The sequence below is a fragment of the Bacillus cereus group sp. MYBK5-2 genome (genome assembly GCF_051915685.1).
In the GTDB taxonomy this organism is placed as follows: Bacteria; Bacillota; Bacilli; order Bacillales; family Bacillaceae_G; genus Bacillus_A; species Bacillus_A cereus.
Genome location: NZ_JBQAFE010000003.1, coordinates 251,814 through 274,600, shown reverse-complemented (window position 1 = coordinate 274,600; position 22,787 = coordinate 251,814). Strand labels below are relative to the sequence as shown.

The following is a 22,787-nucleotide window of genomic DNA, read 5'->3' as shown; positions in this document are numbered from 1 at the left end:
CATTGAAATTCCGCTCTACTTTGCTAAACTAAAAAGTAGAGAATAGGAGGGATTTCTCTTGAAACCATTATTATTAGATTTTCCAACATTATTTCAAACTGAACGCTTGCAAGTTCGTAAACCATTTCCAGGTGATGGTGCAGAAGTATATGAAGCAATCCAAGCTTCTCTAGAAGACTTAGTACCGTGGATACCAATTAACGCTGAAACAGAAGAGAGTGCTGAAGAAATTGTTCGCGAAGCTCACGGACAGTTTTTACTTCGTGAAACACTTGATTTTCACTTATACGATAAAGTATCTGGTACATTCATCGGAGCAATTACACTAAAGCCTGAAAACTGGGATATTCCAAAGTTTTCACTTCACTTCTGGCTACATAGTGCCTATACAAAACAAGGCTATATGACCGAAGCTGTTAAAGGTGCAATTCAGTTCGCCTTTGATAAACTAGGCGCTAGAAGAATTGAAATTCGTACTGATGCAACAAATATAAATGCATGTAGCTTAGCAGAACGTCTAGAATTCATTCTAGAAGGGACAATGGAAAATGATTTCCTAGCACCAGATGGTAGCTTACGTGATGCACGTGTATATGCAAAAATCAATTAAAAAACACTCGCCTTTGGCGAGTGTTTATTTTTGTAGTTGTAAATATTGTACTGCAAACATCGTCTTCGCATCATGAATACGAAGATCTTTCATAAGAGTAATCGCTTCTTCTAACGATACTTCCATTAATTCCACAAACTCATCTTCATCTAACTCAGCTTTATTTTCTTTTCTTGTCAAACCTGTCGCTTTATATACATATAAAATTTCATCTGCGAATCCTGGAGATGTATAGAAAGAAGTAATGAGCTCCATATTTTCACATACATATCCTGTTTCCTCTTCTAATTCACGAACTGCTGTTACCTCAGGTTTTTCACCAGGTTCTAACTTGCCAGCCGGAATTTCTATAATCGCCTTTTCAAGTGCTTTACGATACTGCTCAACAAGCACAATTTTCCCCTCATCAGTAATAGCAATAATAGCAACTGCACCAGGGTGATTTACAATTTCACGTTTACTCATTGCTCCATTTGGTAATACTACATCATCAACACGAACTTTTATAACTCTACCATCAAAAATTGGCTCAGTTTTTACTGTTCTCTCTGCAAGATTACTCATACTACTTCATCTCCCTGTTCTATTTCCTATTCTTTCCTCATACATTTTACCACATTGAAAGGAGCGTGATAGAAATGAAAGTTTATATTTTACCAAATCGCGTCACTTTAGTCGGAAAAGCATGGCAAATTCGCCATAAGCTAAAGCAATATAGCAAAGAGTATACAACTGTACAAGAGTGGATTACAGCAAATAAAGTGAAACATTAATCATGCTTTTACGGGCAGTTAATGCGAAGCGGAAAGTAAACGTTTGTCAACCTCTTTTCCCTCTCGTACAATAAAGGTAAGGAGGTTGACCTATGAAAAAACGTCAATTAGGAAACTCAGATTTGTTTGTTACAGAAATGGGCCTTGGCTGTATGTCTCTCGGTACATCTGAAACAGAAGCTATGCATATTATCGATGAAGCGATCGATTTAGGAATTAATTTTTTTGATACAGCAGATTTATATGATTACGGATTAAATGAAGAATTTGTTGGAAAAGCCTTGAAGGGAAGAAGAGACCAAATTGTACTTACAACGAAGGTTGGAAATCGTTGGACAGAAGAAAAAAATGGCTGGTCTTGGGATCCTTCTAAAGCTTACATAAAGACTGAAGTAAAGGAAAGTTTACGTAGACTTCAAACTGATTATATTGACCTTTACCAACTTCATGGCGGAACAAGTGAAGATCCAATAGATGAAACAATTGAAGCTTTTGAAGAATTGAAAAAGGAAGGTATTATTCGCCATTACGGTATTTCTTCTATACGCCCAAATGTCGTTCGTGAATATGCAAAACGCTCAAACATCGTTAGTGTACTAATGGAATATAGCCTTTTAAATCGTCGTCCAGAAGAATGGTTCCCCCTTCTAAATGAACACCAAATTAGCGTCATTGCCCGCGGGCCACTTGCAAAAGGAATTTTAACTGACAATAATGCAAGAAAGATAGAAAGAGTAAAGGAAAAGGATTATCTCTCTTATTCTTACGATGAATTACATGCAACTCTAGCAAGTGTAAAAGAAATAATTGGAGAACGCTCTTTAACAGGAACAGCTATTCAATATTGCTTACATAATAAGACTGTTGCAGCTGTTATACCTGGTGCAAGCTCTCTTCAACAATTACAGGAAAATATACGAGCTAGTCAACAGTTACCTTTAACGAAAGAAGAATATATACAACTTCAAAAGATTGTTAAATATGACACATATGCTTTGCATCGTTAAAAATATCGAATTACCGATAAAACAGAAGACTGTCTCCAGTATTAGGAGACAGTCTTTTTTATAACGTATCATATTTATCAGGATTCGTTCCTACATGTAAATCACGATTCAACGTGTTAATTTGACGTATCTCTTCTTCAGTTAGTGCAAAATCAAAAATAGTAAAGTTTTCTTTAATACGAGATGGTGTAACAGATTTAGGAATTGTAACAATCCCGCTTTGAATATCCCACCTTAATATAACTTGTGCAGGTGTTTTTTCATATTTGTTAGCAATAACCTGAATGATTGGATGCTGGAATACTTCTCCGCCCCTCATTAACGGACTCCATGCTTCCATTTGAATTTGCTCATCTTGACAATAATTTCGCAACTCAAATTGCGTCAACATCGGATGAAGTTCCACTTGGTTTACCATCGGCTTCACTTTGCAATTTGGTAATAATAGTTCTAAATGATGTTTATGAAAATTAGAAACACCAATCGCACGCACTTTACCTTCTTCATACAATTTCTCTAAAGCTCGGTACGTATCAACATACTTCCCTCTTACCGGCCAATGTATTAAATATAAATCTACATAGTCCATTTGTAATTTTTTCAAACTCTTTTCAAACGCCTCGAGTGTCTCCTCATATCCTTGATCGTCGTTCCATACTTTTGTTGTAATAAATATATCTTCTCTTGGAATTCCTGATTCACGTATCGCCTCTCCGACACCGCTTTCATTTTCATATACAGTTGCTGTATCAATCGAACGGTATCCAACTTCTAACGCTGTTTTTACTGCTTGCTTTACTTCGTCTCCTTCTTTCGCTTTATATACGCCTAGACCAATCATCGGCATTTTCACGCCATTATGAAGTGTAGTTGTTGGAATATGCACAGTCGTCTCCCTTTCATTGTTACATTTTTTATAAGCCACAATTTTATTTCAACAAGATTCATCCCAAAAGTCAAAACATACGTACAGTTTACATAACACTTTTATATAGCTAAAAAATAGCGTGAACTCATTCATTCACGTTATTTTTTCTCCATTCTTTCGCTTTTTCATCCACATTGCGCACAAACTCATTTTTTCCTTCCGTATATAACGCGCCATCATATGTATACTTTTCGGCTAATTCTTTCTTTAAGGTTGCATATGCCTCTGCTTCTTCACAATGAGCCATCATATAATCACGAAATGCTAAATGCCTTACTATCTCTGGATTTCCTTTTTCAAATACGTGTAAATGATACGAGCGTTTTTCTTCAGTTCCATGAATAAAATATCGGCGTCTTGAAATACCATTTTCCCCTTTTACGATGTAACCAAGCTCTATAAATCGTTCATTCCACCCATCTACTCTTTCGATATTTTCTACTTCCATGATCATATCAATAATAGGTTTAGCTGCCAGTCCGGGAACTGACGTACTTCCAATATGATGAATTTTTACCGTTTCTGGCATCGCTGATTTTAATCTTTTAGCCTCCATTTGAAATTTTTCACTCCAATGGTTTTCATGTGGAACAACGACAATTTTTCTCATTCTAACTCCCCTTTTCTTACAAGCTCGTCAAAAAATGATCAGTGGTATTTCACTGATCATTTTTTTATTATTTAAAGTCTTTCCAAGTAAGGTTACTTTCACTTAGCAGTTCTTCAAATGATTTATTCTTTTCACGTTCTTTTTGTTCTTGGCGCTTTCTTTCCAGTTCAGCTGCCTCTTTTTCCTCTTCCCTTACTTGCAACTCTTTCTTCTTACTCTTTAATTGTTGCATGAGTGAATCATTTAATTGATCGCCTAATGTAAGTGTTTCTTTCTTTGGTTGATTCACTTGTGATTGTCTTTGCATTTGTCTTTGTTTCTTTTTCTTCATGCTACTCACCTTTTACTTTTTTCTCCATTATAGTAGATACACAATGAAATCGACAATAAAAAAGGGTCTTTACTCTATTATTCACTTTTTGTAAATATGTTAATTTTTCGAAAAGACTAAATTTTTATGTAGCTATAATCCTATGAATCTATTAAAATTATGTCGTATGATGTCAGATTATAAAAAAGGAGAATTATATTATGTGGAAAAAAATTATTCCTGCCGTTGCTGTTTTAAGCACCATTACTTTTTCAAGCGTATTTGCCGCTCCCCCATCTCAGAATCCAGCTGAACAAAACCGCTACATAGACGTACAAATGCTTGGTATTAATGATCTCCATGGACAACTAGATACTGTTAAAAAAATCAATAATAAAGAAGCTGGTGGCGCTGATTACTTAGCTACTTATTTAAAAGAACATAAAAAACAAAACCCTAATACACTTCTCGTACATGCTGGTGATATCGTCGGAGCTAGTCCACCAGTTTCAGCATTATTACAAGATGAACCGACGATTGAATTTTTAAACGACTTAAAATTTGATGTCGGTACAATCGGGAACCATGAATTTGATGAAGGCATTGATGAAATGAAACGCCTCATTTACGGTGGATATCATGAAAAAACAGGAAATTTCAAAGGGGCTAACTTCCCCTATGTAGCTGCTAATTTCTATAACAAATCAACTGGCCGCTTATTTTTACCACCATTTACTGTAAAAATGGTAGATGGTGTTCCTGTAGGATTCATTGGGGTTGTTACAACTGATACACCAAATGTTGTTATGCCTACGATGCTTAACAATGTACAAATTACTGATGAAGTAGAAGCAATTAATAAATCAACACAACAATTAAAACGCCTCGGCGTTAAATCTATCGTCGTTCTTGCTCATGTCGGTGGAACAACCGATGAGTCTGGGGTAACAAATGGCGACCTTACTCGAATTGCAAATGAAACAGACCCAGAAGTTGATGTTATTTTCGGTGGACATAGTCATACGTATGTAAATGGTACAGTAAATAATAAACTAATTGTCCAAGCAAATTCATACGGAATGGCTTTCTCAGACGTCGATGTAACAATTGATCGTAAAACAAAGGATATTGTAAAGAAAAAAGCTGAAGTTGTTACAACGTATCATGAAGGTGTAGAACCTGATAAACAAGTAAAGAAAAAACTAGATCAATATAAAGAAAAAATCGCACCACTTGTAAATGAAGTGGTCGGAAAATCTACAGCACCTATCGACCGTAAACAAAATGATGCTGGTGAGTCCACTCTTGGAAATTTAGTTGCCGATGCTCAGCGTCAAACGATGCAAACTCAAATCTCCCTCATGAATCCTGGTGGCATTCGTAATGACTTAGATGCTGGTGATATTACGTGGGGTGAGTTATACGGCATTCAACCTTTTGGAAATCAATTGATTAAAGTAAATTTAACAGGTCAAGACATTCGCGATATTTTAAATCAGCAATGGCAAAAAGGAACAACAAGAATGCTTCAAATTTCAGGTATTCAATATACGTGGGATGCAAATAAACCAAACGGTGAAAAAGTTACAAATATACGTTTAACAAACGGAGAAGAATTATCTCCATCTACAACGTATAGCGTAGTTGCAAATGCCTTCTTAGCTTCTGGCGGTGATGGATTCGTATCATTTAAAAATGGTAAAAATGCAGAAACTGGGCCAAACGACTTTGAAGCGTTAGTCAATTACGTAAAACAATTAAAAGAACCAATTCAGCCAGTTATTGATGGAAGAATTCAAAAAGTAAATTAAGTGTTTCTCTAATAATAAATTTCATTTTTCACGCATAAAGGATTTGTACTGATCCTCTATTTTATACGTAATATACATCATAAAAAGGATACTCGTTCTTCTAATGAACACAGTATCCTTTTCTTTAGTTATCAAAATGTGATGTTTTGTCAACTTCATATTGCTGTAAAAATTGTTGCAACGCCTCTTCTACAAGTTTAGATTTTTGAATTCCTTTCGATTCTGATATAAGGTCCAATCTTGCTAATATTTCTGTATTAATAGAAAAGGTCCGTCTCTTTTTCTCTGTACTTTTACTCACAATTGGTGCAATTACTTCTTCTCTTTTTCTTAATAACTCATAAATGCTTTGTAATTGCTCATAAATTAATAATTGATAATCTGTTTTCTCATATTGAAGGGCGGTCGCTTCTTGGAGTTGTAAGTGACGTGGTTCTTCTCCATCTCCTACAAAAATACGTTTCTTCTGCTCTCCATCATATTCGTATCCAATCAATCTTAATTTCTTCGATAATGTATACGGGCTTATTTCAAGACGTTTTGCTATAATAGCGATGGATTCACGTCTATTTAAACCATCTATAATTTCTCCAATCGTCACAATTTCCCTCCTCCCGTGTTGAAATGACACTAGTATGGTATGTTACAATGATTTTCTAACAGTATATGCAAAATGAATAGCCTGTGCGATTCATACGATTTCACAAAAGGAGGTTTTCAATATGCTTTTTCGTAGCTACACCCCTCAGTTCTATAACGAAAACAAACAACTTATTCCTAATAGTATCGCTACGATAGAAAGCGTTATGATTAATAATCGAAAACAAACTCTCCTTATGCGTGGACAAAACGTAGAGCAACCTATTTTATTATGCTGTCACGGCGGACCTGGGATGGCACAAATCGGATTTATTCGCCATTTTCAAAAAGAATTAGAGAAGCAATTTATTGTTATTAATTGGGATCAGCGCGGAGCTGGTAAATCCTTTTCAATGAAAGATTTCGGAGCAAATTTCACAATCGAACAATTCGTTTCCGATGCAAAAGAATTGATTCAATATGTACTTAAAAGGTTCAACAAACAAAAACTATTTCTCGCTGGTCATTCTTGGGGAAGTATTATTGGGCTTAACATAGCACATCAATATCCAAAGTATATCGAGGCTTACATCGGTATTGGGCAAATTGTACATATGAAACAAAATGAAGAATTGCTATATCAACATTTAATTCATTCTGCAAAAAAACATGATCATAAAAAAGCATTAGCTTCCCTTTTAAAATTAGGCAAACCACCATTTTTAGATACGAGACGTCTCATTATTCAAAGAAAGTGGCTTGGCACATTTGGAGGCGCAATCCAAAACGGATCTTCCTTTTCTTTCATACGAAAAGGTTTCTTTTCTCCCGAATATACGCTATTAGATTGGTTCAAGTTTCTCGCAGGAAATTTAAAATCTGGCATTTTATGGGAAGAAATGCTGACAATCGATTTCTTTTCTTCTATCTCAAGTTTATCTATTCCAGTTTATTTTTGTTCTGGTCGCTATGATTATCAAACTCCTTATGCACTCGTTCAGGAATATTGCGATATTATTGAAGCGCCTATAAAAAAGATGATTTGGTTCCCAAATTCAGCACATTCTCCTGATTTAGAAGAACCAGAATTATTCGCTAATTCTTTACAATCAATTAAACAAGAGCTAGCTTTTCAGCATTAGTAACAAAAGGCTCTTTTACATTTCATAGAAAACATTTTATAATAATATGTCGCAAGTATGTATAAACATAGCAAAATGTTTCATATTTACTTGTCTTAACAGAATAAAAATTTAGGGAGATTACATTTATTATGAACGCTGTACTCGTCGCAGTAGCAATTATGCTATTGCTTAGTTTGTTACGTGTCCAGGTCATTGTCGCCATCATTGTTGGAGCTTTAACAGGCGGACTTATCGGCGGACTCGGTATTTCAGAAACGATTAACACTTTTACAACTGGTCTTGGAAACAGTGCTCCAATCGCTTTAAGTTATGCAATGCTTGGTGGTTTCGCTATTTCCCTTTCCAAAACAGGACTTCCAGATGCTATGATTCAAACTGCATTAAAATGGATTGGCAATGAACAAGACACAAAAAAACAAGTTTATTCTAAAATACTTATTTTATTCATTATTTTAACGATGGCTTGTTTCTCACAAAATGTGATTCCTGTTCACATTGCTTTCATCCCCATCTTAATTCCAGCACTTTTAAAAGTATTAAATGAGCTGAAAGTGGATCGCAGACTTGTCACATGTATTATTACATTTGGATTGATTACTCCTTATATGTGGATCCCTGCAGGGTTCGGAAAAATTTATCATGACGTATTGCAAACCAACGCTGCGCAAAGCGGCCTTACATTTGATGTCACACTTATTCCAAAAGCAATGACTATTCCAGCAATCGGTATGATTATTGGATTATGTGTAGCGGTATTCATTACGTACCGAAAACCTCGTACGTATGAAACAGAACAAATTCATACTACCGAAAATGAAATCGTTCCCTATACAAAACGTAGCATTACTTTCGGGTTATTATCTATCATTGCTACATTAACTGTTCAATTAACAACAGAATCCATGATTTTCGGTGCTTTAGCAGGTATTATCGTCTTATCAGTTAGTGGCAGTCTACCACTTAAAGAAGCAGATGCGATATTAACAAGCGGAATGCGTATGATGTCCTTTATTGGCTTTGTTATGATTGCTGCCGCTGGATTCGGCGCTGTTCTTCGAAAAACAGGACATGTTGAATCTCTAGTGCAAACGAGTGCACATATAATCGGAAATAACAAACCACTCGCTGCATTTCTTATGCTCGTTATTGGACTTCTCGTTACGATGGGAATTGGTTCATCCTTTTCAACCATCCCTATCTTAACAACCATTTTTGTACCTCTTTGCATTCAGCTTGGATTTAGTCCAATGGCCACAATTGCAATTATCGGTACAGCCGGAGCACTAGGTGACGCAGGATCTCCAGCATCGGATAGTACCCTTGGACCAACATCCGGTTTAAATGCTGATGGTCAGCACCATCATATATGGGATACATGTGTACCCACTTTTCTACATTACAATATACCGTTACTTATATTTGGCTTTATTGCCGCAATTACATTATAAAAAGGTGCGTATAAAACGCACCTTTTACTTTTTTATTTTTCCTTTTAATTGTTGAAAAGCTACTTTTCCGTTATCTTTGACATAGCTTTCAATTGTCGGTAGTGATGAACCTATCCATTCACACTCTATACTCCCATTCGGTCCAACAATTTTTAATTTATCTGGTATATGTATATTTAGAAATCTCGCTGACCGAATTAACTCAATAGCAATCTGATCACTTGAGGCTACAATTCCATCTATATACGGATTGTTTTGCAATAATGTAATAAATTGTTTATTTGTATACCCTTGTACACATTCTTCTCGATAAGAGATTCCTTCATCCCAAACAGCGTCTAAAAACCCTGCTATATGATCTTCCATTTCTTCACTTTCTTCTCCCTCACCGAAATATGCAAGAAAGTGACACCCTTTCTCTTTTAATAACGAAACAGCTCTCTGTCCACTTTCATAATAATTTCCATGTGATTGTTGCTCATCGATCACAACAAACGGAAATGGAATTTCTCCTACACTTTTAAAAACTGCTCTCGTCAAAATAACACCTGCAATGTTATTTTGCTTCAGCATATGTATGTATCTATCTTTATTCTCTATATTACAAATAATGATTTGATAGCCTTCTTTATATGCTATTTCCTCAATACAATGTAGCAAAGTGATGTTTGATTGGTTACATAAATTATCTACAAGTAATGCAATTATCGTTGAATTCTCTTTAAATAGTGGCTTCGCTGCACTGTTTGGCCTATAACGTAATTCTTCAATTGCTTCCTTTACTTGTTTTACTGTGTCCTCATGAACGTATCCTTTTTCATTAATAACTCGTGAAACGGTTGCGACTGAAACACCTGCCAATTTTGCAACATCACGTATAGTTGCCACATCGTCACCCCTTAATATGGTAATAGATTACAATTTTACGGTAACCTAAATTACACTATCCGTCAAGATTAATAACTCACATTTCTGAAAATTGTTACATCATTTCACTAAACGATACTCCAACTGAATTTCATGTAAAATTGGGATATTATCATATCCCATACGTGGAATTTCTTTCTTTATTTTTCGTGCCTCCTCTACCGCATTCACATATAAATTAGTCATTACAAAATTACGTTTTTGGTAAAATCGTAACGCATTCATATTATCATTTGTTGTAATAAGCCAAACCTGTCTGCACCGTTCTTCTTCTGCAACTTGTAATACACAATCCACAAGTTTCGTCCCTATTCCTTTTCTTTCTTCAAAGCTATCTAGCGATACAATTTCGCATATATTTCCGGTCACTTCATACGTTATAATTCCGATTATTCTGTCATCTGAGAGCGCAACAAATCCTGGCAACTCTTCTAACTGATGTCCCTTACCACGTGACACCATCAATGAACTTCCCCAGTTCTCACACATGAACATTCGGATTGTCTCTTTCATCGCTGGCGTAATTTTTTGTATATGCAGCATTTCCTATTTCTCCCCTTTTATATCATTGTGATACAATATAAGTGTATCACATGTAACGGTATTTGGAGGATGAGGTAAAGTATGAAACGTTTTTTTGCAGCATTGTTTACTATACTAGGTGCAATAACTGCCCTTGGGATTTTCTTTACAAATAAAGTGATGTACTTAAAGAAAAAAACAGAGGAAGAAGTACTCGAAAGAGAAACGAAAAAACATTTTCGTATAGAGGATTTCGATGCTCTTCATAAAGAAGAAATTCATATCCCTTCACAATTCGGATACGACCTTCACGGATATTACATTCCTGCTGGTCATTCCACCAATAAGTTTATGGTTTTTTGCCACGGTGTAACTGTAAATAAAATAAACTCTGTAAAATATGCAAACTTATTCTTAAAAAGGGGATATAACGTCCTCATTTACGATCATCGTCGTCATGGTAAAACTGGCGGAAAAACAACAAGCTATGGATACTATGAAAAACATGATTTAAAATCCGTAGTTGACTGGCTAAAAAACCGTTTTGGCACCAATATTACACTTGGTATTCATGGTGAATCTATGGGAGCTGCAACACTTCTTCAATACGCAGGACTTGTAGAAGATGGTGCTGATTTCTATATTGCAGATTGTCCTTTCTCTGATTTTCACGGACAATTACAGCACCGTTTAAAGGTTGAATTCCATCTACCAAAATGGCCTTTATTACCTTTAGCAAACGCATTTTTAAAAGTTCGTGACGGTTATACAATTCGTGAAGTTTCACCAATCGACTGTATAAAAAACATTAACAATCCCGTTCTCTTTATTCATAGTAAAGATGACGACTATATTTTAGCTGATATGACAAAAGCGTTATATGAAGCGAAAGAAAATAATAAGCAGCTTTATATTGCAGAACACGGTGCACACGCTTGCTCTTATAACGAAAATAAAGAAGAGTACGAAGCAGCCGTCGATCAATTTTTAAACACATATGTGAAAGAAACAAAAAACAGGCTTGCATAAGCCTGTTTTTTTATTGCGCTAAAACGTCTGTAACTTGTTCCAGATTTTCAGAAATCCATTGCATTGCATCATCTAACGTTGGGAATTCTGTCGTTTGAAATGTTACTTCATCTTGAAGTAACCAAACATCCTTTGCCTCTTGCCCTACACCTGCAATGGACCAATGTAACAAACTATATGGATGATTATCATTCAAAAATGATGCCCACGTGCGCTCATTTGCAATGTTTCGTAATGTATGTAATTGTTTATCCATCTCTCGTCACCTTACTCTAGTCAGTTATGAAAACTATTATAACACTCTCTTCTTTCTCAAACAAAGTGCTCTTTTTATATTGTCAAGCACTTCCCTTGATTATATGATGAAATTAAGCGTTTGGGAAGGAGGGATAACGTTGGCAAAAGTACAAATTAAAGTAAATGATAATGGCTCTTTTCGCGTTACAGGGGACGTGGAATTAGTCGACTCACAAGGGAATGTATTCCCAGCAAAACCGGCATTTTCTTTATGCCGTTGTGGTTTATCAAAAAATATGCCTTATTGCGACGCTTCGCATAAAGGTAAATTCCAGTCTGTTGTTAGAGCACCAGAGACAGAATAATTTTACATGTGACATGCACATTTTTTTGTGCATGTTTTTTCTTTTTAGCAACTCCGTTATATCCCTTCTCCTTACAACATTTCTAATACTTTTATTTCCATTCCAGCCTGCATATATTTTCACACAATTCTTCACATTCGAATATTTTTTACTAGCCTTTTATTTTTTTTGTGCTATAATTTGAGCAAACAGCATCCTTCGGGGTCGGGTGAAATTCCCAACCGGCGGTGATGAAGTGAAAACTTCTAAGTCCGTGACCCGTTTTCAACTCGAAAACGGTGGATCTAGTGAAACTCTAGGGCCGACAGTATAGTCTGGATGGGAGAAGGATATGTTTCTAGTTTTTTATATAGTGAATACACTTTTATTTCAGTATGCATATTTTTAAAGATTCATTTTGATTCTTTATATATGTTTAATTTTCTATACTTATTTTTTATACTGAAATAAAAAGAGACAACTAGCGTTTAAAAATTCGATATTTTGCTAGGTTTTTTCCTTATGCAGAAATATCAATTATCGTTAGGTTTCTTTCCTATGCTTTCGTATTCAAACTATATTTCTAGAAATCACGTCTCCCAAACCCCAAGGATATTAAATCCTTGGGGTTTTTTGATTTTTTTAGGAGAGGTGAAGAAAATGACAGATCAAGAATATATGAGGATTGCCCTGCAGTTAGCAGAAGGGACATCAGGACAAACAAGTCCAAATCCTATGGTTGGTGCTGTTGTTGTAAAAGATGGAAACATCGTTGGTATGGGGGCTCATTTACGAGCTGGTGAAGAACACGCAGAAGTTCATGCCCTTCAAATGGCTGGTCAGAACGCCAAAGACGCTACCGTTTATGTAACACTGGAACCGTGTAGCCACTTTGGAAAAACACCACCTTGTTGTGAATTGCTCATCGAAAAAGGAGTTAAGCGTGTTGTAATTGCTACTCTCGATTGTAATCCGCTCGTTTCTGGTAATGGAAAAAGAAGATTAGAGGAAGCTAGAATTGAAGTAACGACCGGTGTTCTTGAAGCAGAAGCAGTTTTATTAAATCGCTACTTTTTTCACTACATGAAAACGAAACGCCCTTTTGTAACAATCAAAACAGCGATGAGCTTAGATGGAAAAACAGCAACTGTAACTGGTGAAAGTAAGTGGATTACAGGTGAAGAAGCACGTGCTGATGTTCACCAATATCGCCATACACATGATGCAATTCTTGTTGGAGTGAATACAGTTATAGCTGATAATCCTCATTTAACAACAAGAATTCCAAATGGTGGGAAACATCCTATTCGCGTTGTTTTAGATACCCATTTACGAACGCCACCATCTTCTCATGTTATAACAGATGGTTTAGCACCGACATGGATTATTGTCGGTAAGGATGTAAAGAAAGAGAAGATATCTTCTTATGAATCTAAAAATATAGCTATATTCCAAATGGAAACGAAGCATATAGAAATCGAGGACCTTCTTTCCTTTCTTGGAGAAAAACAAATTCTTTCTCTATTCGTTGAAGGTGGCCAATCGATTCATGCAAGTTTCTTAAAAACAAACAATTTTAATGAAATTGTAACCTATATAAGCCCGAAATTAATTGGTGGGAAAGATGCTCCTACTTTATTTGGAGGAAATGGTTTTTCAAAATTACAAGATGCGCTTTCCTTGAAAATTCAAGAGATGAAACAAATTGGTGATGATATAAAAATCGTTGCGAATGCCCGAAACGAGGTGACAAAATGTTTACAGGAATTGTAGAAGAATTAGGAACGATAGCAAACATGCAACAAAGTGGAGAAGCGATGAAATTAACGATTCATGCAAAGAAAATTTTATCAGATGTTCACTTAGGTGATAGTATCGCGGTTAACGGTATTTGCTTAACTGTAACAAGCTTTACAACTACTTCATTTACAGTTGATGCAATGCCTGAAACGATGCAGTCGACATCACTTCGCATGCTTAAACCGCACTCTAAAGTAAATTTAGAGCGCGCAATGGCTGCAAACGGACGATTCGGTGGACATTTCGTTTCAGGACATATTGATGGCATCGGAACGATTTTAAATAAAAAACAACATTACAATGCCGTCTATTACAAAATAGCAATTTCTGATGAACTGCTGCGCTATTGTTTGCATAAAGGATCCATTGCTGTTGATGGAACGAGTTTAACGATATTTGATATAGACGAATCTTCCATAACGATTTCACTCATCCCGCACACAGTAAGCGAATCTGTCATTGGAGAAAAAAATGCCGGAGATATCGTAAACATTGAGTGTGACATGATTGGTAAATATATTGAACGCTTTATTACTAAACCTACAAAACGAGTAGGTTCAATGACTGAAAGCTTTTTACAAGAAAACGGATTTCTATAAGGGGGAAGCACAATGTTTCATCGTATTGAAGAAGCTCTAGAAGATTTAAAACAAGGTAAAGTCGTTATCGTATGTGATGATGAAAACCGAGAAAATGAAGGCGATTTTATTGCTTTAGCAGAGTACATTACACCAGAAACAATTAATTTTATGATTACACATGGCCGTGGTCTCGTTTGTGTACCGATTACAGCAGGGTACGCAGAACGTCTACAATTAGAACCAATGGTATCTCATAATACAGATTCACATCATACTGCGTTTACAGTGAGCATTGACCATGTTTCTACAACAACAGGGATTAGCGCTCACGAACGTGCAACTACGATACAAGAATTGTTAAACCCCGCATCAAAAGGCGCTGATTTCAATCGACCTGGACATATCTTTCCATTAATTGCGAAAGAAGGCGGTGTCCTGCGTCGTGCAGGTCATACAGAAGCTGCTGTTGATTTAGCAAAGCTATGCGGTGCCGAACCAGCTGGAGTTATTTGCGAGATTATAAATGAGGACGGCACGATGGCACGTGTACCTGATTTAATAGAATGCGCAAAACAATTTGATATAAAAATGATTACAATAGAAGATTTAATTGCTTACCGCCGCCATCATGAAACACTTGTGACGAGAGAAGTGGAAATTACATTACCTACAGATTTCGGTACTTTCCACGCAATTGGCTATTCTAACTCATTAGATACGAAAGAACATATCGCACTTGTAAAAGGTGATATTTCAACAGGTGAACCGGTACTTGTACGTGTTCATTCTGAATGCTTAACAGGAGATGTATTCGGTTCACATCGCTGCGATTGCGGACCACAACTCCATGCAGCACTTGCTCAAATTGAGCGTGAAGGAAAAGGTGTTCTTCTTTATATGAGACAAGAAGGAAGAGGCATTGGGCTTCTTAATAAGCTTCGTGCTTATAAATTACAAGAAGAAGGATTCGATACTGTAGAAGCAAATGAAAAACTCGGCTTCCCTGCTGATCTTCGTGATTACGGTATCGGTGCTCAAATATTAAAAGATTTAGGTTTACAGAGTTTACGATTATTAACGAATAACCCAAGAAAAATTGCTGGCTTACAAGGTTACGATTTAGAAGTAATCGAGCGTGTACCGTTGCAAATGCCAGCAAAAGAAGAGAATAAATCGTATTTACAAACGAAAGTAAACAAATTAGGACACTTACTAAACTTATAATTAAAGGAGAGATTTATTATGGTATTCGAAGGTCATTTAGTTGGTACAGGATTAAAAGTTGGAGTTGTTGTTGGACGTTTTAACGAATTTATTACAAGTAAGTTACTTGGCGGCGCTTTAGACGGATTAAAGCGTCACGGTGTAGAAGAAAATGATATTGATGTTGCTTGGGTTCCTGGTGCATTTGAAATTCCTTTAATCGCTAAAAAGATGGCTAGTAGCGGAAAGTATGATGCTGTTATTACATTAGGTACTGTAATCCGAGGTGCTACAACTCACTACGATTACGTTTGTAATGAAGTAGCAAAAGGTGTTGCGTCTTTATCACTACAAATGGACATCCCAGTTATTTTCGGCGTATTAACGACAGAAACAATTGAACAAGCGATTGAACGCGCAGGTACGAAAGCTGGTAATAAAGGATATGAATCAGCTGTTGCTGCAATTGAAATGGCTCACTTATCAAAACAATGGGCATAAAAAAAAGAGGCTGCGGCCTCTTTTTATTTTTTCACCTTTTTTTGTACATCTTTTATTAATTCATTCATCGTTTTTCCTTCTGTTTTTATATGAAGAGCTTGTGCCGTTCTCCATACATTCTCTCTTTTTTTCGCTTCTTCTATAATAGTAATTTCTTTTCTAACTTCCTTTAAATCTTTTCCTTCCGTTTTCAATCCAAAATGTTCAGCTTTCGTTCGAAAGTGTTGTTCGATTCTTTGTTGCATCTCTTTTTGTTCAGGATTTTCAGCAGCCTTAACTGGATCAGAACTTATTGCTTTTATTAAAATTAAACAAGTCATAATCGCTAATATGTATTTGTACATGTAAAATCCTCCAACCCAATATAAATTACATATTTACTATGTACAACTAGGGCTTGGAAAATTCGTCCACAAAAATTCTTTTTTTCGTTCAAAAACCAATAGTAACAGGCGTTCACAACTATTTATTACATTTTATTTACAAAAAAAGCAAACCCTTTTACAAGTTTGCTTTTTCATCTATCTTATAATGCACATTCTTCAATCTCAAATCCTAAATCTGCAATCATACCCCAGTCCGCAGTTGGCTCTTGTCCAGCTGTCGTTAAGTAGTCCCCGACAAAAATAGAATTTGCTGCAAATAAACCGATTGGCTGTACAGAACGTAAATTGATTTCACGCCCTCCTGAAATACGAATTTCTTTTGTTGGGTTTACAAAACGCATCATTGCCAGTACTTTTAAACATTCTACTGGCGTTAACTCTTTTTGCCCTTCAAGAGGTGTCCCCTTTACAGCAACAAGGAAATTACAAGGGATAGAATCTGCATCTATACGTTGTAATTCAAATGCAATTTCAGCACGCTCTTCAATTGTTTCTCCCATGCCAAAAATCGCTCCAGAGCATGGAGAAATGCCCGCTTGTTTTGCTTTTTGAACTGTATCAACACGATCATCATACGTATGAGTTGAACAAATACTATCGTAATTATTTGCATGTGTATTTAAGTTGTGGTTATAACGGTGCACGCCTGCTTCCGCTAAACGTCCTGCTTGATCTTCATTTAAGAAACCTAAACAACAACAAATCTTCAAGTCTGTCGTTTCACGAATTTCCTTAACTGCTCCAATTACGTGATTTACCTCTTTATCTGTCGGACGACGACCAGACGCTACAATACAATATGTACCTGCTTTACGGCGTATTGCTTCATGTGCCCCTTCTACAATCTTCTCCTGCGTTAACCATGCATATTTATCAATCGGTGCTTCTGAAATAATAGACTGTGAGCAATATCCACAATCTTCAGGACATAATCCAGATTTCGTATTAATAATCATATTCAATTTTACTTTCTTACCAAAGTGATGATGGCGAATAATGTAAGCCGCATTCATAATTTCTAAAACTTCTGTATCATCAGCTTCTAATATCGCTATTGCATCTTCTTTTGTAATCATCTTCTCTTCCACTACGTCGTATGCAAGTTTTTTCCAATCCCTTTTTGTTTGTACTTGTTTCATTTCATCTCTTCCCCTCTTTTGTTATATGTATAAATAAAGCATGATACGTTGCCATTATCCCTTCATTTCCCGTGAAGTCTCTTTCGTATATGCGTAGCATCGCACGAAAGAGTGAGGGACTTTGACAATATGATTCTTCATTGCTATTAGTTGCTCCTACTTTTCGAATAGAATGCAGAAACTCCTTAACTTCTGTAAAACTTTCTATGTAACATGTTTCAGAAACATGCACATCCCCTGTTTCTATCTTACATATATGAAGCAACTGATCTTTTGAATAAAAACGTTGACCAATCGATGTTTCATTTTTTATATTTCTTTCTTCTTTCGCACGTTGGAACGAAGCATGCAATTCTTGAAATGTTTCATGTCCAAACGTTGAAAAGAGTAATATCCCATCTATAGACAAATGTTGAAATAAATTTCTTAACACTTGTTGTAAATTATTTAACCATTGAAATGTAGCATTTGAAATAATGACATCATATGATTCTTCTAATCGTAATCGCTCAATATCTTCACAGTGAAACGTTACATTTTTTACATTTTGTCTAGTTTGCGCAATCGCAATCATACTTTCAGCAAAATCAACTGCTGTAATATGTGATTTCGGAAATAACTTTGATAATTGCTCTGTTACATACCCCGTCCCGCATCCTAGTTCTAAAATACGTATTGATGCCGTTTCACTATATCGTTCCTTTAAGATTGAAAGTAATGAATGTGCCATCTTTTTTTGTACATTTGCATATCGATCGTAAGATACGGCTGCCCCATTAAACCGTTTTTGTAGTAACGTTTTGTTGATCATGTCGTATCCCCTCTACAAATTGAATCATCTCATTTGCGCAATATTCGAAATTCATCACACATAATGCATGCCCTGCTTCACTTACTACTTTCAGCTCGCTGCTGCTATTCTCCGTCATACTACGTGCCGCAGACAATGGGCATATTACATCCTGTTCTCCGTGAATAAGTAGTATAGGTACTTTAATTTCTTTTAGTTCTTCTCTCATATCTGTTTCTATTAAATAATCTAAACCTAGTTGTAAAGACTGAATAGAATCACCTTTAAAACGGTCTACAATGTCTTCAAAGTTTTTATTCTCTTTTAGCTCATCTTTCGTAAACATATTTTCATAAAACCGCTTGAGCGTATCTTCTTTCCTTCTCGCCAAATTCCTTTTCAGCCGTTCTACATGCAAAGCATTCCATCCGTTACTGTAATCGCTCGTATTTGTAAATTTAGCAGTACCACCAATTAATACGATGCCTTTTGCCTGAATCTTTTTATAAGCTTCAACTGCTGCTAACGCTCCTAGTGACCATCCAACCAATATTACGTTGTCATTATGCGCTACATCTATAATTCGTTCCGCAAATTCACTTCGTTCTTTCACATTACGCCAATCTATGCATTGAACAGAATATCCTTTAAAATACGGAAGTACTAAATCCCAAATATTCTCTTCCATTCCCCATCCGGGGATAAAAATAATCTTTAGCTCATTCATACGAAAAGCTCCTCTTCTTTCGCAATGTGGATAATTCGGTCAATAGCCCATTTTAAATCAGCTATTGTATGTTGCGATGTAACTGCAAAGCGAATTCGAGAACTATGAACCGGCACAGTTGGCGGACGAATTGCAATAGCCGCAATCCCTGCCTCTTGCAACCTTTTACTAAACCGTAAAGCATGTTCATTTGAACCGACTACAATCGGTACAATATGAGTTGAACTATTTCCAATATCAAAACCAGCATCCCTTAATTTAGTTCTGAAGTATTCTCCGTTTGCTATAAGGTTCTCTCTTCTTTCGTTATCTTCTTTTACAATTTCAATTGCTTTTTGCACTGCTCCTAACGTACTTGGTGGTAAGGCTGTAGTAAAAATAAAGCTTCTCATCATATTTTGTAAATACTCTATATAAATTTCATCACCTGTCAAATACGCACCATAACACCCTAAAGCCTTGCTAAACGTCCCCATATGTATATCAATTTTTTGAGAAAGATTTTTTTCTATATGAGATAACCCAGCTCCGCCGATTCCATATATTCCACTCGCATGTGCTTCATCGACTATAATGATTGCCCCATATTTCTCTTTCAGCTGTACTAAATCTCTCAAATACGCAGTATCACCGTCCATACTAAAAACGGTATCTGTTACGATTAATTTCCTTTTTTCAGGCGAAGCCATTTTCAACAACTTCTCTAAATGATCCAAATCATTATGACGATACCTTTTATGCTCTGCTCCGCTTAATATGATTCCATCAACAATACTTGCGTGATTTAACTTATCACTAAAAACAATATCGTGCCGAGAGGCTAAAGAAGATATGGCACCTATATTTGCCGTATACCCACTATTTACAATTAAAGCTCTTTCAGTACCTTTCCAGTCACATATGCTTCTCTCAACCTCTTCATATAATAGATGATTTCCTACAACGAGACGAGAGGCAGTCGCTCCAGTTCCATATCTTTTTGTACAGGCAATAGCAGCTTCTTTTAACCTTTCATCTCCAGCTAACCCTAAATAATTATTTGACGCTAAATTTAACATCCTTTTTTTATCTCGAATAAGCCAAGTCTCTTCTGCCTTCTCTGTTACATGCAAATCACGATACTGCCCTTGCTCATGTAATTGTTGTAATTTACATTGAAGGTGCGCCCGCCACGTTTGATTCATTTTGGATAAACTCCTCTAATTTTGAAATCATAATATATTCTTTTGCAGATTCTAATACTTCTTCTTTCGTAAACTCACCTGCAAAGAATGGTAATAATCCTAAAACTGGTACCCCGCTCAGCTCTTCAATCATCTCTTTATTTTCTTGCACTCTTTCCATTTCACATTCTTTGCAACCTGATAAAATGACACCCGCTACGGTTAAGCCATGCGCCTTCGCGTAAGCAATGGTTAACACTGTATGATTTACTGTTCCTAATGTAGGACGAGCTACTACAATAAGAGGCAACTGTAATTCTTTTGCAAAATCAATTACTAAAGCATCTTCTGTATATGGGACAGCAAGCCCACCTGCTCCTTCTACAAATAAGCTATTAAACTCTTTTAATAGTCCATTATAGTAATCAGTAATTTCTTTTAACTTTACTACTCTTCCAGCTCTTTTCATGGCAAGTCTCGGAGCAAGTGGTTCTTCAATAGAATAAGGGCAAATTTCATTTTCTTGTGTCGGTACACCTGATAATGATTTTAACCTTGCCGCATCTCCCTCAGGGTTTGATGCAACATGCCCACTTTGCAACGGTTTATATACCCCTACGTTATATCCTAATTCTCTAAATACACCTGCTATAGCACCTGCAACTACTGTTTTTCCAACTTCAGTATCAGTTGCTGTTATGAAAAAACCACTCATTATTCTCCCTCCGTAACATCCGAGATTGCCTTATATAAAATGCGTAACATATCATCAATCTCTTCAAAAGTAGAAGCAAGTGGCGGCATAAATACAATCGTGTTACCTAGCGGTCGTAAAATCATACCCAGCTCTCTTGAGCGTTTACATACTTGAACACCGACTCTCTCTGTCCAGTCAAACGCTTCTTTCGTTTCCTTATTCTTCACAAGCTCAATACCAACCATTAATCCGCACTGACGAATATCACCTACATGTTTATAAGCAAAGAGCTTTTCTAATTGCGCTGCCACATAATCCGTTTTACGTGCCACTTCTTCTATTAAATTTGTTTTTTCATATAGTTCTAGATTCGCGATTGCTACGGCACACCCTAACGGATTGCCTGTGTAGCTATGTCCATGGAAAAATGTTTTTTGTTCTTCATATTCTCCTAAGAAGGCATTATATATTTCATCTGTCGTTACCGTAACTGCAATTGGTAAATATCCACCTGTTAAACCTTTCCCAGCAGTTAAAATGTCTGGCGTCACATTTTCATGTTCACAAGCAAACATTTTCCCTGTACGCCCAAATCCAGTTGCTACCTCATCTGTAATAAATAATACATTGTACTTAGTACATAAATCGCGCAGTCCTTTTAAATATCCTTTTGGCATTGTAATCATCCCGCCAGCACCTTGCATTAATGGCTCTACAATGATGGCAGCTACTTCTTCATGCTTTTCTTTCAACAATTCTTCCATTTCTTCTAAATGGCTTTTTACAATTTCCTCCTTATTATTTCCGTAAGGAGAACGATATGTATATGGATACGGCATTTTAATCGCATCAAATAAGAGCGAACTATACACTTGGTGAAACAAGTCTATTGCTCCTACTGAAACAGCTCCAATTGTATCACCGTGATATGCTTCTTTTAATGTAACGAATCTTTGTTTCTTTGGTTTCCCTTTATGCTGCCAATATTGGAAAGCCATCTTAATTGCAATTTCAACAGCGGTAGAACCTGAATCAGAATAGAATACCTTCTTCAATCCATCTGGTACAACCTCAATAATTTTTTCTGCTAATAAAATAGATGGAACGTTAGCAAGTCCTAGCATAGTAGAATGAGCAATTTTATTTAATTGCTCACGAATTGCTTCATCTAATTCCGGTACTTTATGTCCGTGAACATTTAACCATATAGATGAAACACCATCCCAATATTCATTACCATTTACATCGTATAGCTTTCTTCCCTCTCCACGTTCAATAATGACAGGATCTTCTTCTAAATAATCTTTCATTTGTGTAAATGGGTGCCATACGTAAGCTTTATTTTTCTCTGCTAATTCTTCATATGTATAAGATGATTTTTCAATCGTTTTACTATTTATTGTCACAATTGTCACCCCTAATGTTAACTTGTTTACAAATAAAGTTAACATTAAATCTGAATGACTGTCAATTATTTTAAAATAAAATAGTTCTTAAAAAAGAACAACTTATCATACGAT

General features: G+C 36.1%; 27 protein-coding genes and 1 riboswitch. Of the genes, 12 read left to right on the top strand and 15 right to left on the bottom strand.

What is annotated here, in order from left to right; all coding sequences use genetic code 11:
• Positions 1 to 58 precede the first annotated feature (58 nt).
• Entirely contained in the window at positions 59 to 610 is a 552-nt protein-coding gene (locus ACTFP3_RS13785; protein WP_000803479.1) for a GNAT family N-acetyltransferase, read from the top strand.
• A gap of 24 nt (positions 611 to 634) precedes the next feature.
• Here the strand turns inward: ACTFP3_RS13785 and ACTFP3_RS13780 are convergent, their stop codons facing one another.
• A complete protein-coding gene (locus ACTFP3_RS13780) occupies positions 635 to 1,174 on the bottom strand; it encodes an NUDIX hydrolase (RefSeq protein WP_000067042.1) in 540 nt (179 codons plus the stop codon).
• A 74-nt stretch (positions 1,175 to 1,248) separates the two neighbouring features.
• Between ACTFP3_RS13780 and mciZ the strand changes: the two genes are divergently transcribed.
• Complete coding sequence (gene mciZ, locus ACTFP3_RS13775) at positions 1,249 to 1,383, top strand: Z-ring formation inhibitor MciZ (protein ID WP_000870302.1); 135 nt, start codon at positions 1,249 to 1,251, stop codon at positions 1,381 to 1,383.
• Positions 1,384 to 1,475: 92 nt separating this feature from the next.
• Positions 1,476 to 2,390: an aldo/keto reductase gene (locus tag ACTFP3_RS13770; protein WP_049106609.1), complete on the top strand. Its 915-nt coding sequence runs from the start codon at positions 1,476 to 1,478 to the stop codon at positions 2,388 to 2,390.
• A 58-nt stretch (positions 2,391 to 2,448) separates the two neighbouring features.
• Here ACTFP3_RS13770 and ACTFP3_RS13765 read toward each other — a convergent pair whose 3' ends face one another.
• From ACTFP3_RS13765 to ACTFP3_RS13755, 3 genes are all read right to left on the bottom strand, one after another.
• On the bottom strand, positions 2,449 to 3,276 hold the full coding sequence (locus ACTFP3_RS13765) for an aldo/keto reductase (RefSeq protein WP_440010729.1): 828 nt from the start codon (positions 3,274 to 3,276) through the stop codon (positions 2,449 to 2,451).
• A gap of 127 nt (positions 3,277 to 3,403) precedes the next feature.
• A complete protein-coding gene (locus ACTFP3_RS13760) occupies positions 3,404 to 3,928 on the bottom strand; it encodes a GrpB family protein (protein ID WP_001227186.1) in 525 nt (174 codons plus the stop codon).
• Positions 3,929 to 3,995: 67 nt separating this feature from the next.
• A complete protein-coding gene (locus ACTFP3_RS13755) occupies positions 3,996 to 4,259 on the bottom strand; it encodes a YqkE family protein (RefSeq protein ID WP_000727561.1) in 264 nt (87 codons plus the stop codon).
• A 200-nt stretch (positions 4,260 to 4,459) separates the two neighbouring features.
• Between ACTFP3_RS13755 and ACTFP3_RS13750 the strand changes: the two genes are divergently transcribed.
• Positions 4,460 to 6,049 carry a bifunctional metallophosphatase/5'-nucleotidase gene (locus tag ACTFP3_RS13750; RefSeq protein ID WP_000265553.1) on the top strand — a complete coding sequence of 530 codons (1,590 nt, stop codon included), beginning with the start codon at positions 4,460 to 4,462 and terminating at the stop codon, positions 6,047 to 6,049.
• A 124-nt stretch (positions 6,050 to 6,173) separates the two neighbouring features.
• Here ACTFP3_RS13750 and ACTFP3_RS13745 read toward each other — a convergent pair whose 3' ends face one another.
• The gene (locus ACTFP3_RS13745) at positions 6,174 to 6,650 is read right to left on the bottom strand and encodes a ribbon-helix-helix domain-containing protein (protein WP_000151931.1); all 477 of its coding nucleotides are present in this window, start codon (positions 6,648 to 6,650) and stop codon (positions 6,174 to 6,176) included.
• A gap of 121 nt (positions 6,651 to 6,771) precedes the next feature.
• On the opposite strand from ACTFP3_RS13745, the gene ACTFP3_RS13740 reads away from it, so the two are divergent.
• A complete protein-coding gene (locus tag ACTFP3_RS13740; RefSeq protein WP_440010727.1) occupies positions 6,772 to 7,770 on the top strand; it encodes an alpha/beta fold hydrolase in 999 nt (332 codons plus the stop codon).
• 131 nt (positions 7,771 to 7,901) lie between these two features.
• Positions 7,902 to 9,221: a Na+/H+ antiporter family protein gene (locus tag ACTFP3_RS13735; protein WP_000994816.1), complete on the top strand. Its 1,320-nt coding sequence runs from the start codon at positions 7,902 to 7,904 to the stop codon at positions 9,219 to 9,221.
• Positions 9,222 to 9,245: 24 nt separating this feature from the next.
• Here ACTFP3_RS13735 and ACTFP3_RS13730 read toward each other — a convergent pair whose 3' ends face one another.
• Both ACTFP3_RS13730 and ACTFP3_RS13725 read right to left on the bottom strand, forming a co-directional pair.
• Positions 9,246 to 10,109, bottom strand: a complete 864-nt coding sequence (locus tag ACTFP3_RS13730; protein WP_000201346.1) for a LacI family DNA-binding transcriptional regulator — start codon at positions 10,107 to 10,109, stop codon at positions 9,246 to 9,248.
• Between the two features lie 99 nt (positions 10,110 to 10,208).
• Positions 10,209 to 10,691: a GNAT family N-acetyltransferase gene (locus ACTFP3_RS13725; RefSeq protein ID WP_000902435.1), complete on the bottom strand. Its 483-nt coding sequence runs from the start codon at positions 10,689 to 10,691 to the stop codon at positions 10,209 to 10,211.
• A gap of 81 nt (positions 10,692 to 10,772) precedes the next feature.
• On the opposite strand from ACTFP3_RS13725, the gene ACTFP3_RS13720 reads away from it, so the two are divergent.
• Positions 10,773 to 11,699 carry an alpha/beta hydrolase gene (locus ACTFP3_RS13720; RefSeq protein ID WP_000819234.1) on the top strand — a complete coding sequence of 309 codons (927 nt, stop codon included), beginning with the start codon at positions 10,773 to 10,775 and terminating at the stop codon, positions 11,697 to 11,699.
• 10 nt (positions 11,700 to 11,709) lie between these two features.
• Here the strand turns inward: ACTFP3_RS13720 and ACTFP3_RS13715 are convergent, their stop codons facing one another.
• Positions 11,710 to 11,955 carry a DUF2552 family protein gene (locus ACTFP3_RS13715; protein ID WP_000360791.1) on the bottom strand — a complete coding sequence of 82 codons (246 nt, stop codon included), beginning with the start codon at positions 11,953 to 11,955 and terminating at the stop codon, positions 11,710 to 11,712.
• A 103-nt stretch (positions 11,956 to 12,058) separates the two neighbouring features.
• Between ACTFP3_RS13715 and ACTFP3_RS13710 the strand changes: the two genes are divergently transcribed.
• The 5 genes from ACTFP3_RS13710 (at position 12,059) to ribH (ending at position 16,365) form a co-directional block, all read left to right on the top strand.
• Positions 12,059 to 12,301: a CDGSH iron-sulfur domain-containing protein gene (locus ACTFP3_RS13710; protein WP_122974140.1), complete on the top strand. Its 243-nt coding sequence runs from the start codon at positions 12,059 to 12,061 to the stop codon at positions 12,299 to 12,301.
• 190 nt (positions 12,302 to 12,491) lie between these two features.
• Positions 12,492 to 12,635, top strand: a riboswitch (FMN riboswitch).
• A 305-nt stretch (positions 12,636 to 12,940) separates the two neighbouring features.
• The gene (ribD, locus tag ACTFP3_RS13705; protein ID WP_000131988.1) at positions 12,941 to 14,053 is read left to right on the top strand and encodes a bifunctional diaminohydroxyphosphoribosylaminopyrimidine deaminase/5-amino-6-(5-phosphoribosylamino)uracil reductase RibD; all 1,113 of its coding nucleotides are present in this window, start codon (positions 12,941 to 12,943) and stop codon (positions 14,051 to 14,053) included.
• Positions 14,035 to 14,679, top strand: coding sequence for a riboflavin synthase subunit alpha (ribE, locus tag ACTFP3_RS13700; protein ID WP_000493907.1), 645 nt, complete (start codon positions 14,035 to 14,037; stop codon positions 14,677 to 14,679). Before ribD ends, ribE begins: the two co-directional genes overlap by 19 nt.
• Positions 14,680 to 14,691: 12 nt before the next feature.
• Positions 14,692 to 15,885: a bifunctional 3,4-dihydroxy-2-butanone 4-phosphate synthase/GTP cyclohydrolase II gene (gene ribBA, locus ACTFP3_RS13695; protein WP_016111643.1), complete on the top strand. Its 1,194-nt coding sequence runs from the start codon at positions 14,692 to 14,694 to the stop codon at positions 15,883 to 15,885.
• A gap of 18 nt (positions 15,886 to 15,903) precedes the next feature.
• Complete coding sequence (gene ribH / locus ACTFP3_RS13690) at positions 15,904 to 16,365, top strand: 6,7-dimethyl-8-ribityllumazine synthase (RefSeq protein WP_000230895.1); 462 nt, start codon at positions 15,904 to 15,906, stop codon at positions 16,363 to 16,365.
• A 23-nt stretch (positions 16,366 to 16,388) separates the two neighbouring features.
• Here the strand turns inward: ribH and ACTFP3_RS13685 are convergent, their stop codons facing one another.
• From ACTFP3_RS13685 to bioA, 7 genes are all read right to left on the bottom strand, one after another.
• The gene (locus ACTFP3_RS13685) at positions 16,389 to 16,709 is read right to left on the bottom strand and encodes a hypothetical protein (RefSeq protein WP_000280032.1); all 321 of its coding nucleotides are present in this window, start codon (positions 16,707 to 16,709) and stop codon (positions 16,389 to 16,391) included.
• Between the two features lie 182 nt (positions 16,710 to 16,891).
• Positions 16,892 to 17,890, bottom strand: a complete 999-nt coding sequence (gene bioB / locus ACTFP3_RS13680; RefSeq protein WP_000815856.1) for a biotin synthase — start codon at positions 17,888 to 17,890, stop codon at positions 16,892 to 16,894.
• A 1-nt stretch (position 17,891) separates the two neighbouring features.
• Positions 17,892 to 18,701: a malonyl-ACP O-methyltransferase BioC gene (gene bioC, locus ACTFP3_RS13675; RefSeq protein ID WP_033696452.1), complete on the bottom strand. Its 810-nt coding sequence runs from the start codon at positions 18,699 to 18,701 to the stop codon at positions 17,892 to 17,894.
• Positions 18,667 to 19,407: an alpha/beta fold hydrolase gene (locus ACTFP3_RS13670; RefSeq protein ID WP_440010723.1), complete on the bottom strand. Its 741-nt coding sequence runs from the start codon at positions 19,405 to 19,407 to the stop codon at positions 18,667 to 18,669. The genes bioC and ACTFP3_RS13670 overlap by 35 nt, the downstream gene beginning before the upstream one ends.
• Entirely contained in the window at positions 19,404 to 20,591 is a 1,188-nt protein-coding gene (bioF, locus tag ACTFP3_RS13665) for an 8-amino-7-oxononanoate synthase (protein WP_001077285.1), read from the bottom strand. The genes ACTFP3_RS13670 and bioF overlap by 4 nt, the downstream gene beginning before the upstream one ends.
• Positions 20,557 to 21,285, bottom strand: a complete 729-nt coding sequence (gene bioD, locus ACTFP3_RS13660) for a dethiobiotin synthase (protein ID WP_440010721.1) — start codon at positions 21,283 to 21,285, stop codon at positions 20,557 to 20,559. The genes bioF and bioD overlap by 35 nt, the downstream gene beginning before the upstream one ends.
• Positions 21,285 to 22,718: an adenosylmethionine--8-amino-7-oxononanoate transaminase gene (gene bioA / locus ACTFP3_RS13655; RefSeq protein ID WP_440010719.1), complete on the bottom strand. Its 1,434-nt coding sequence runs from the start codon at positions 22,716 to 22,718 to the stop codon at positions 21,285 to 21,287. The genes bioD and bioA overlap by 1 nt, the downstream gene beginning before the upstream one ends.
• Positions 22,719 to 22,787 lie beyond the last annotated feature (69 nt).

Bases quoted from the DNA above. Each gene is read 5' to 3' on its own strand.
- ACTFP3_RS13735 (WP_000994816.1), top strand. From the start codon at position 7,902: ATGAACGCTGTACTCGTCGCAGTAGCAATTATGCTATTGCTTAGTTTG.
- bioC (WP_033696452.1), bottom strand. From the start codon at position 18,701: ATGATCAACAAAACGTTACTACAAAAACGGTTTAATGGGGCAGCCGTA.
- ribE (WP_000493907.1), top strand. From the start codon at position 14,035: ATGTTTACAGGAATTGTAGAAGAATTAGGAACGATAGCAAACATGCAA.
- ACTFP3_RS13715 (WP_000360791.1), bottom strand. From the start codon at position 11,955: ATGGATAAACAATTACATACATTACGAAACATTGCAAATGAGCGCACG.
- ACTFP3_RS13740 (WP_440010727.1), top strand. From the start codon at position 6,772: ATGCTTTTTCGTAGCTACACCCCTCAGTTCTATAACGAAAACAAACAA.
- ACTFP3_RS13720 (WP_000819234.1), top strand. From the start codon at position 10,773: ATGAAACGTTTTTTTGCAGCATTGTTTACTATACTAGGTGCAATAACT.
- ribH (WP_000230895.1), top strand. From the start codon at position 15,904: ATGGTATTCGAAGGTCATTTAGTTGGTACAGGATTAAAAGTTGGAGTT.
- ACTFP3_RS13780 (WP_000067042.1), bottom strand. From the start codon at position 1,174: ATGAGTAATCTTGCAGAGAGAACAGTAAAAACTGAGCCAATTTTTGAT.
- bioD (WP_440010721.1), bottom strand. From the start codon at position 21,285: ATGAGTGGTTTTTTCATAACAGCAACTGATACTGAAGTTGGAAAAACA.
- ACTFP3_RS13685 (WP_000280032.1), bottom strand. From the start codon at position 16,709: ATGTACAAATACATATTAGCGATTATGACTTGTTTAATTTTAATAAAA.
- ribBA (WP_016111643.1), top strand. From the start codon at position 14,692: ATGTTTCATCGTATTGAAGAAGCTCTAGAAGATTTAAAACAAGGTAAA.
- ACTFP3_RS13710 (WP_122974140.1), top strand. From the start codon at position 12,059: ATGATGAAATTAAGCGTTTGGGAAGGAGGGATAACGTTGGCAAAAGTA.
- mciZ (WP_000870302.1), top strand. From the start codon at position 1,249: ATGAAAGTTTATATTTTACCAAATCGCGTCACTTTAGTCGGAAAAGCA.
- ACTFP3_RS13755 (WP_000727561.1), bottom strand. From the start codon at position 4,259: ATGAAGAAAAAGAAACAAAGACAAATGCAAAGACAATCACAAGTGAAT.
- bioF (WP_001077285.1), bottom strand. From the start codon at position 20,591: ATGAATCAAACGTGGCGGGCGCACCTTCAATGTAAATTACAACAATTA.
- ACTFP3_RS13750 (WP_000265553.1), top strand. From the start codon at position 4,460: ATGTGGAAAAAAATTATTCCTGCCGTTGCTGTTTTAAGCACCATTACT.
- ACTFP3_RS13770 (WP_049106609.1), top strand. From the start codon at position 1,476: ATGAAAAAACGTCAATTAGGAAACTCAGATTTGTTTGTTACAGAAATG.
- ACTFP3_RS13670 (WP_440010723.1), bottom strand. From the start codon at position 19,407: ATGAATGAGCTAAAGATTATTTTTATCCCCGGATGGGGAATGGAAGAG.
- ACTFP3_RS13725 (WP_000902435.1), bottom strand. From the start codon at position 10,691: ATGCTGCATATACAAAAAATTACGCCAGCGATGAAAGAGACAATCCGA.
- ribD (WP_000131988.1), top strand. From the start codon at position 12,941: ATGACAGATCAAGAATATATGAGGATTGCCCTGCAGTTAGCAGAAGGG.
- bioB (WP_000815856.1), bottom strand. From the start codon at position 17,890: ATGAAACAAGTACAAACAAAAAGGGATTGGAAAAAACTTGCATACGAC.
- ACTFP3_RS13760 (WP_001227186.1), bottom strand. From the start codon at position 3,928: ATGAGAAAAATTGTCGTTGTTCCACATGAAAACCATTGGAGTGAAAAA.
- bioA (WP_440010719.1), bottom strand. From the start codon at position 22,718: ATGTTAACTTTATTTGTAAACAAGTTAACATTAGGGGTGACAATTGTG.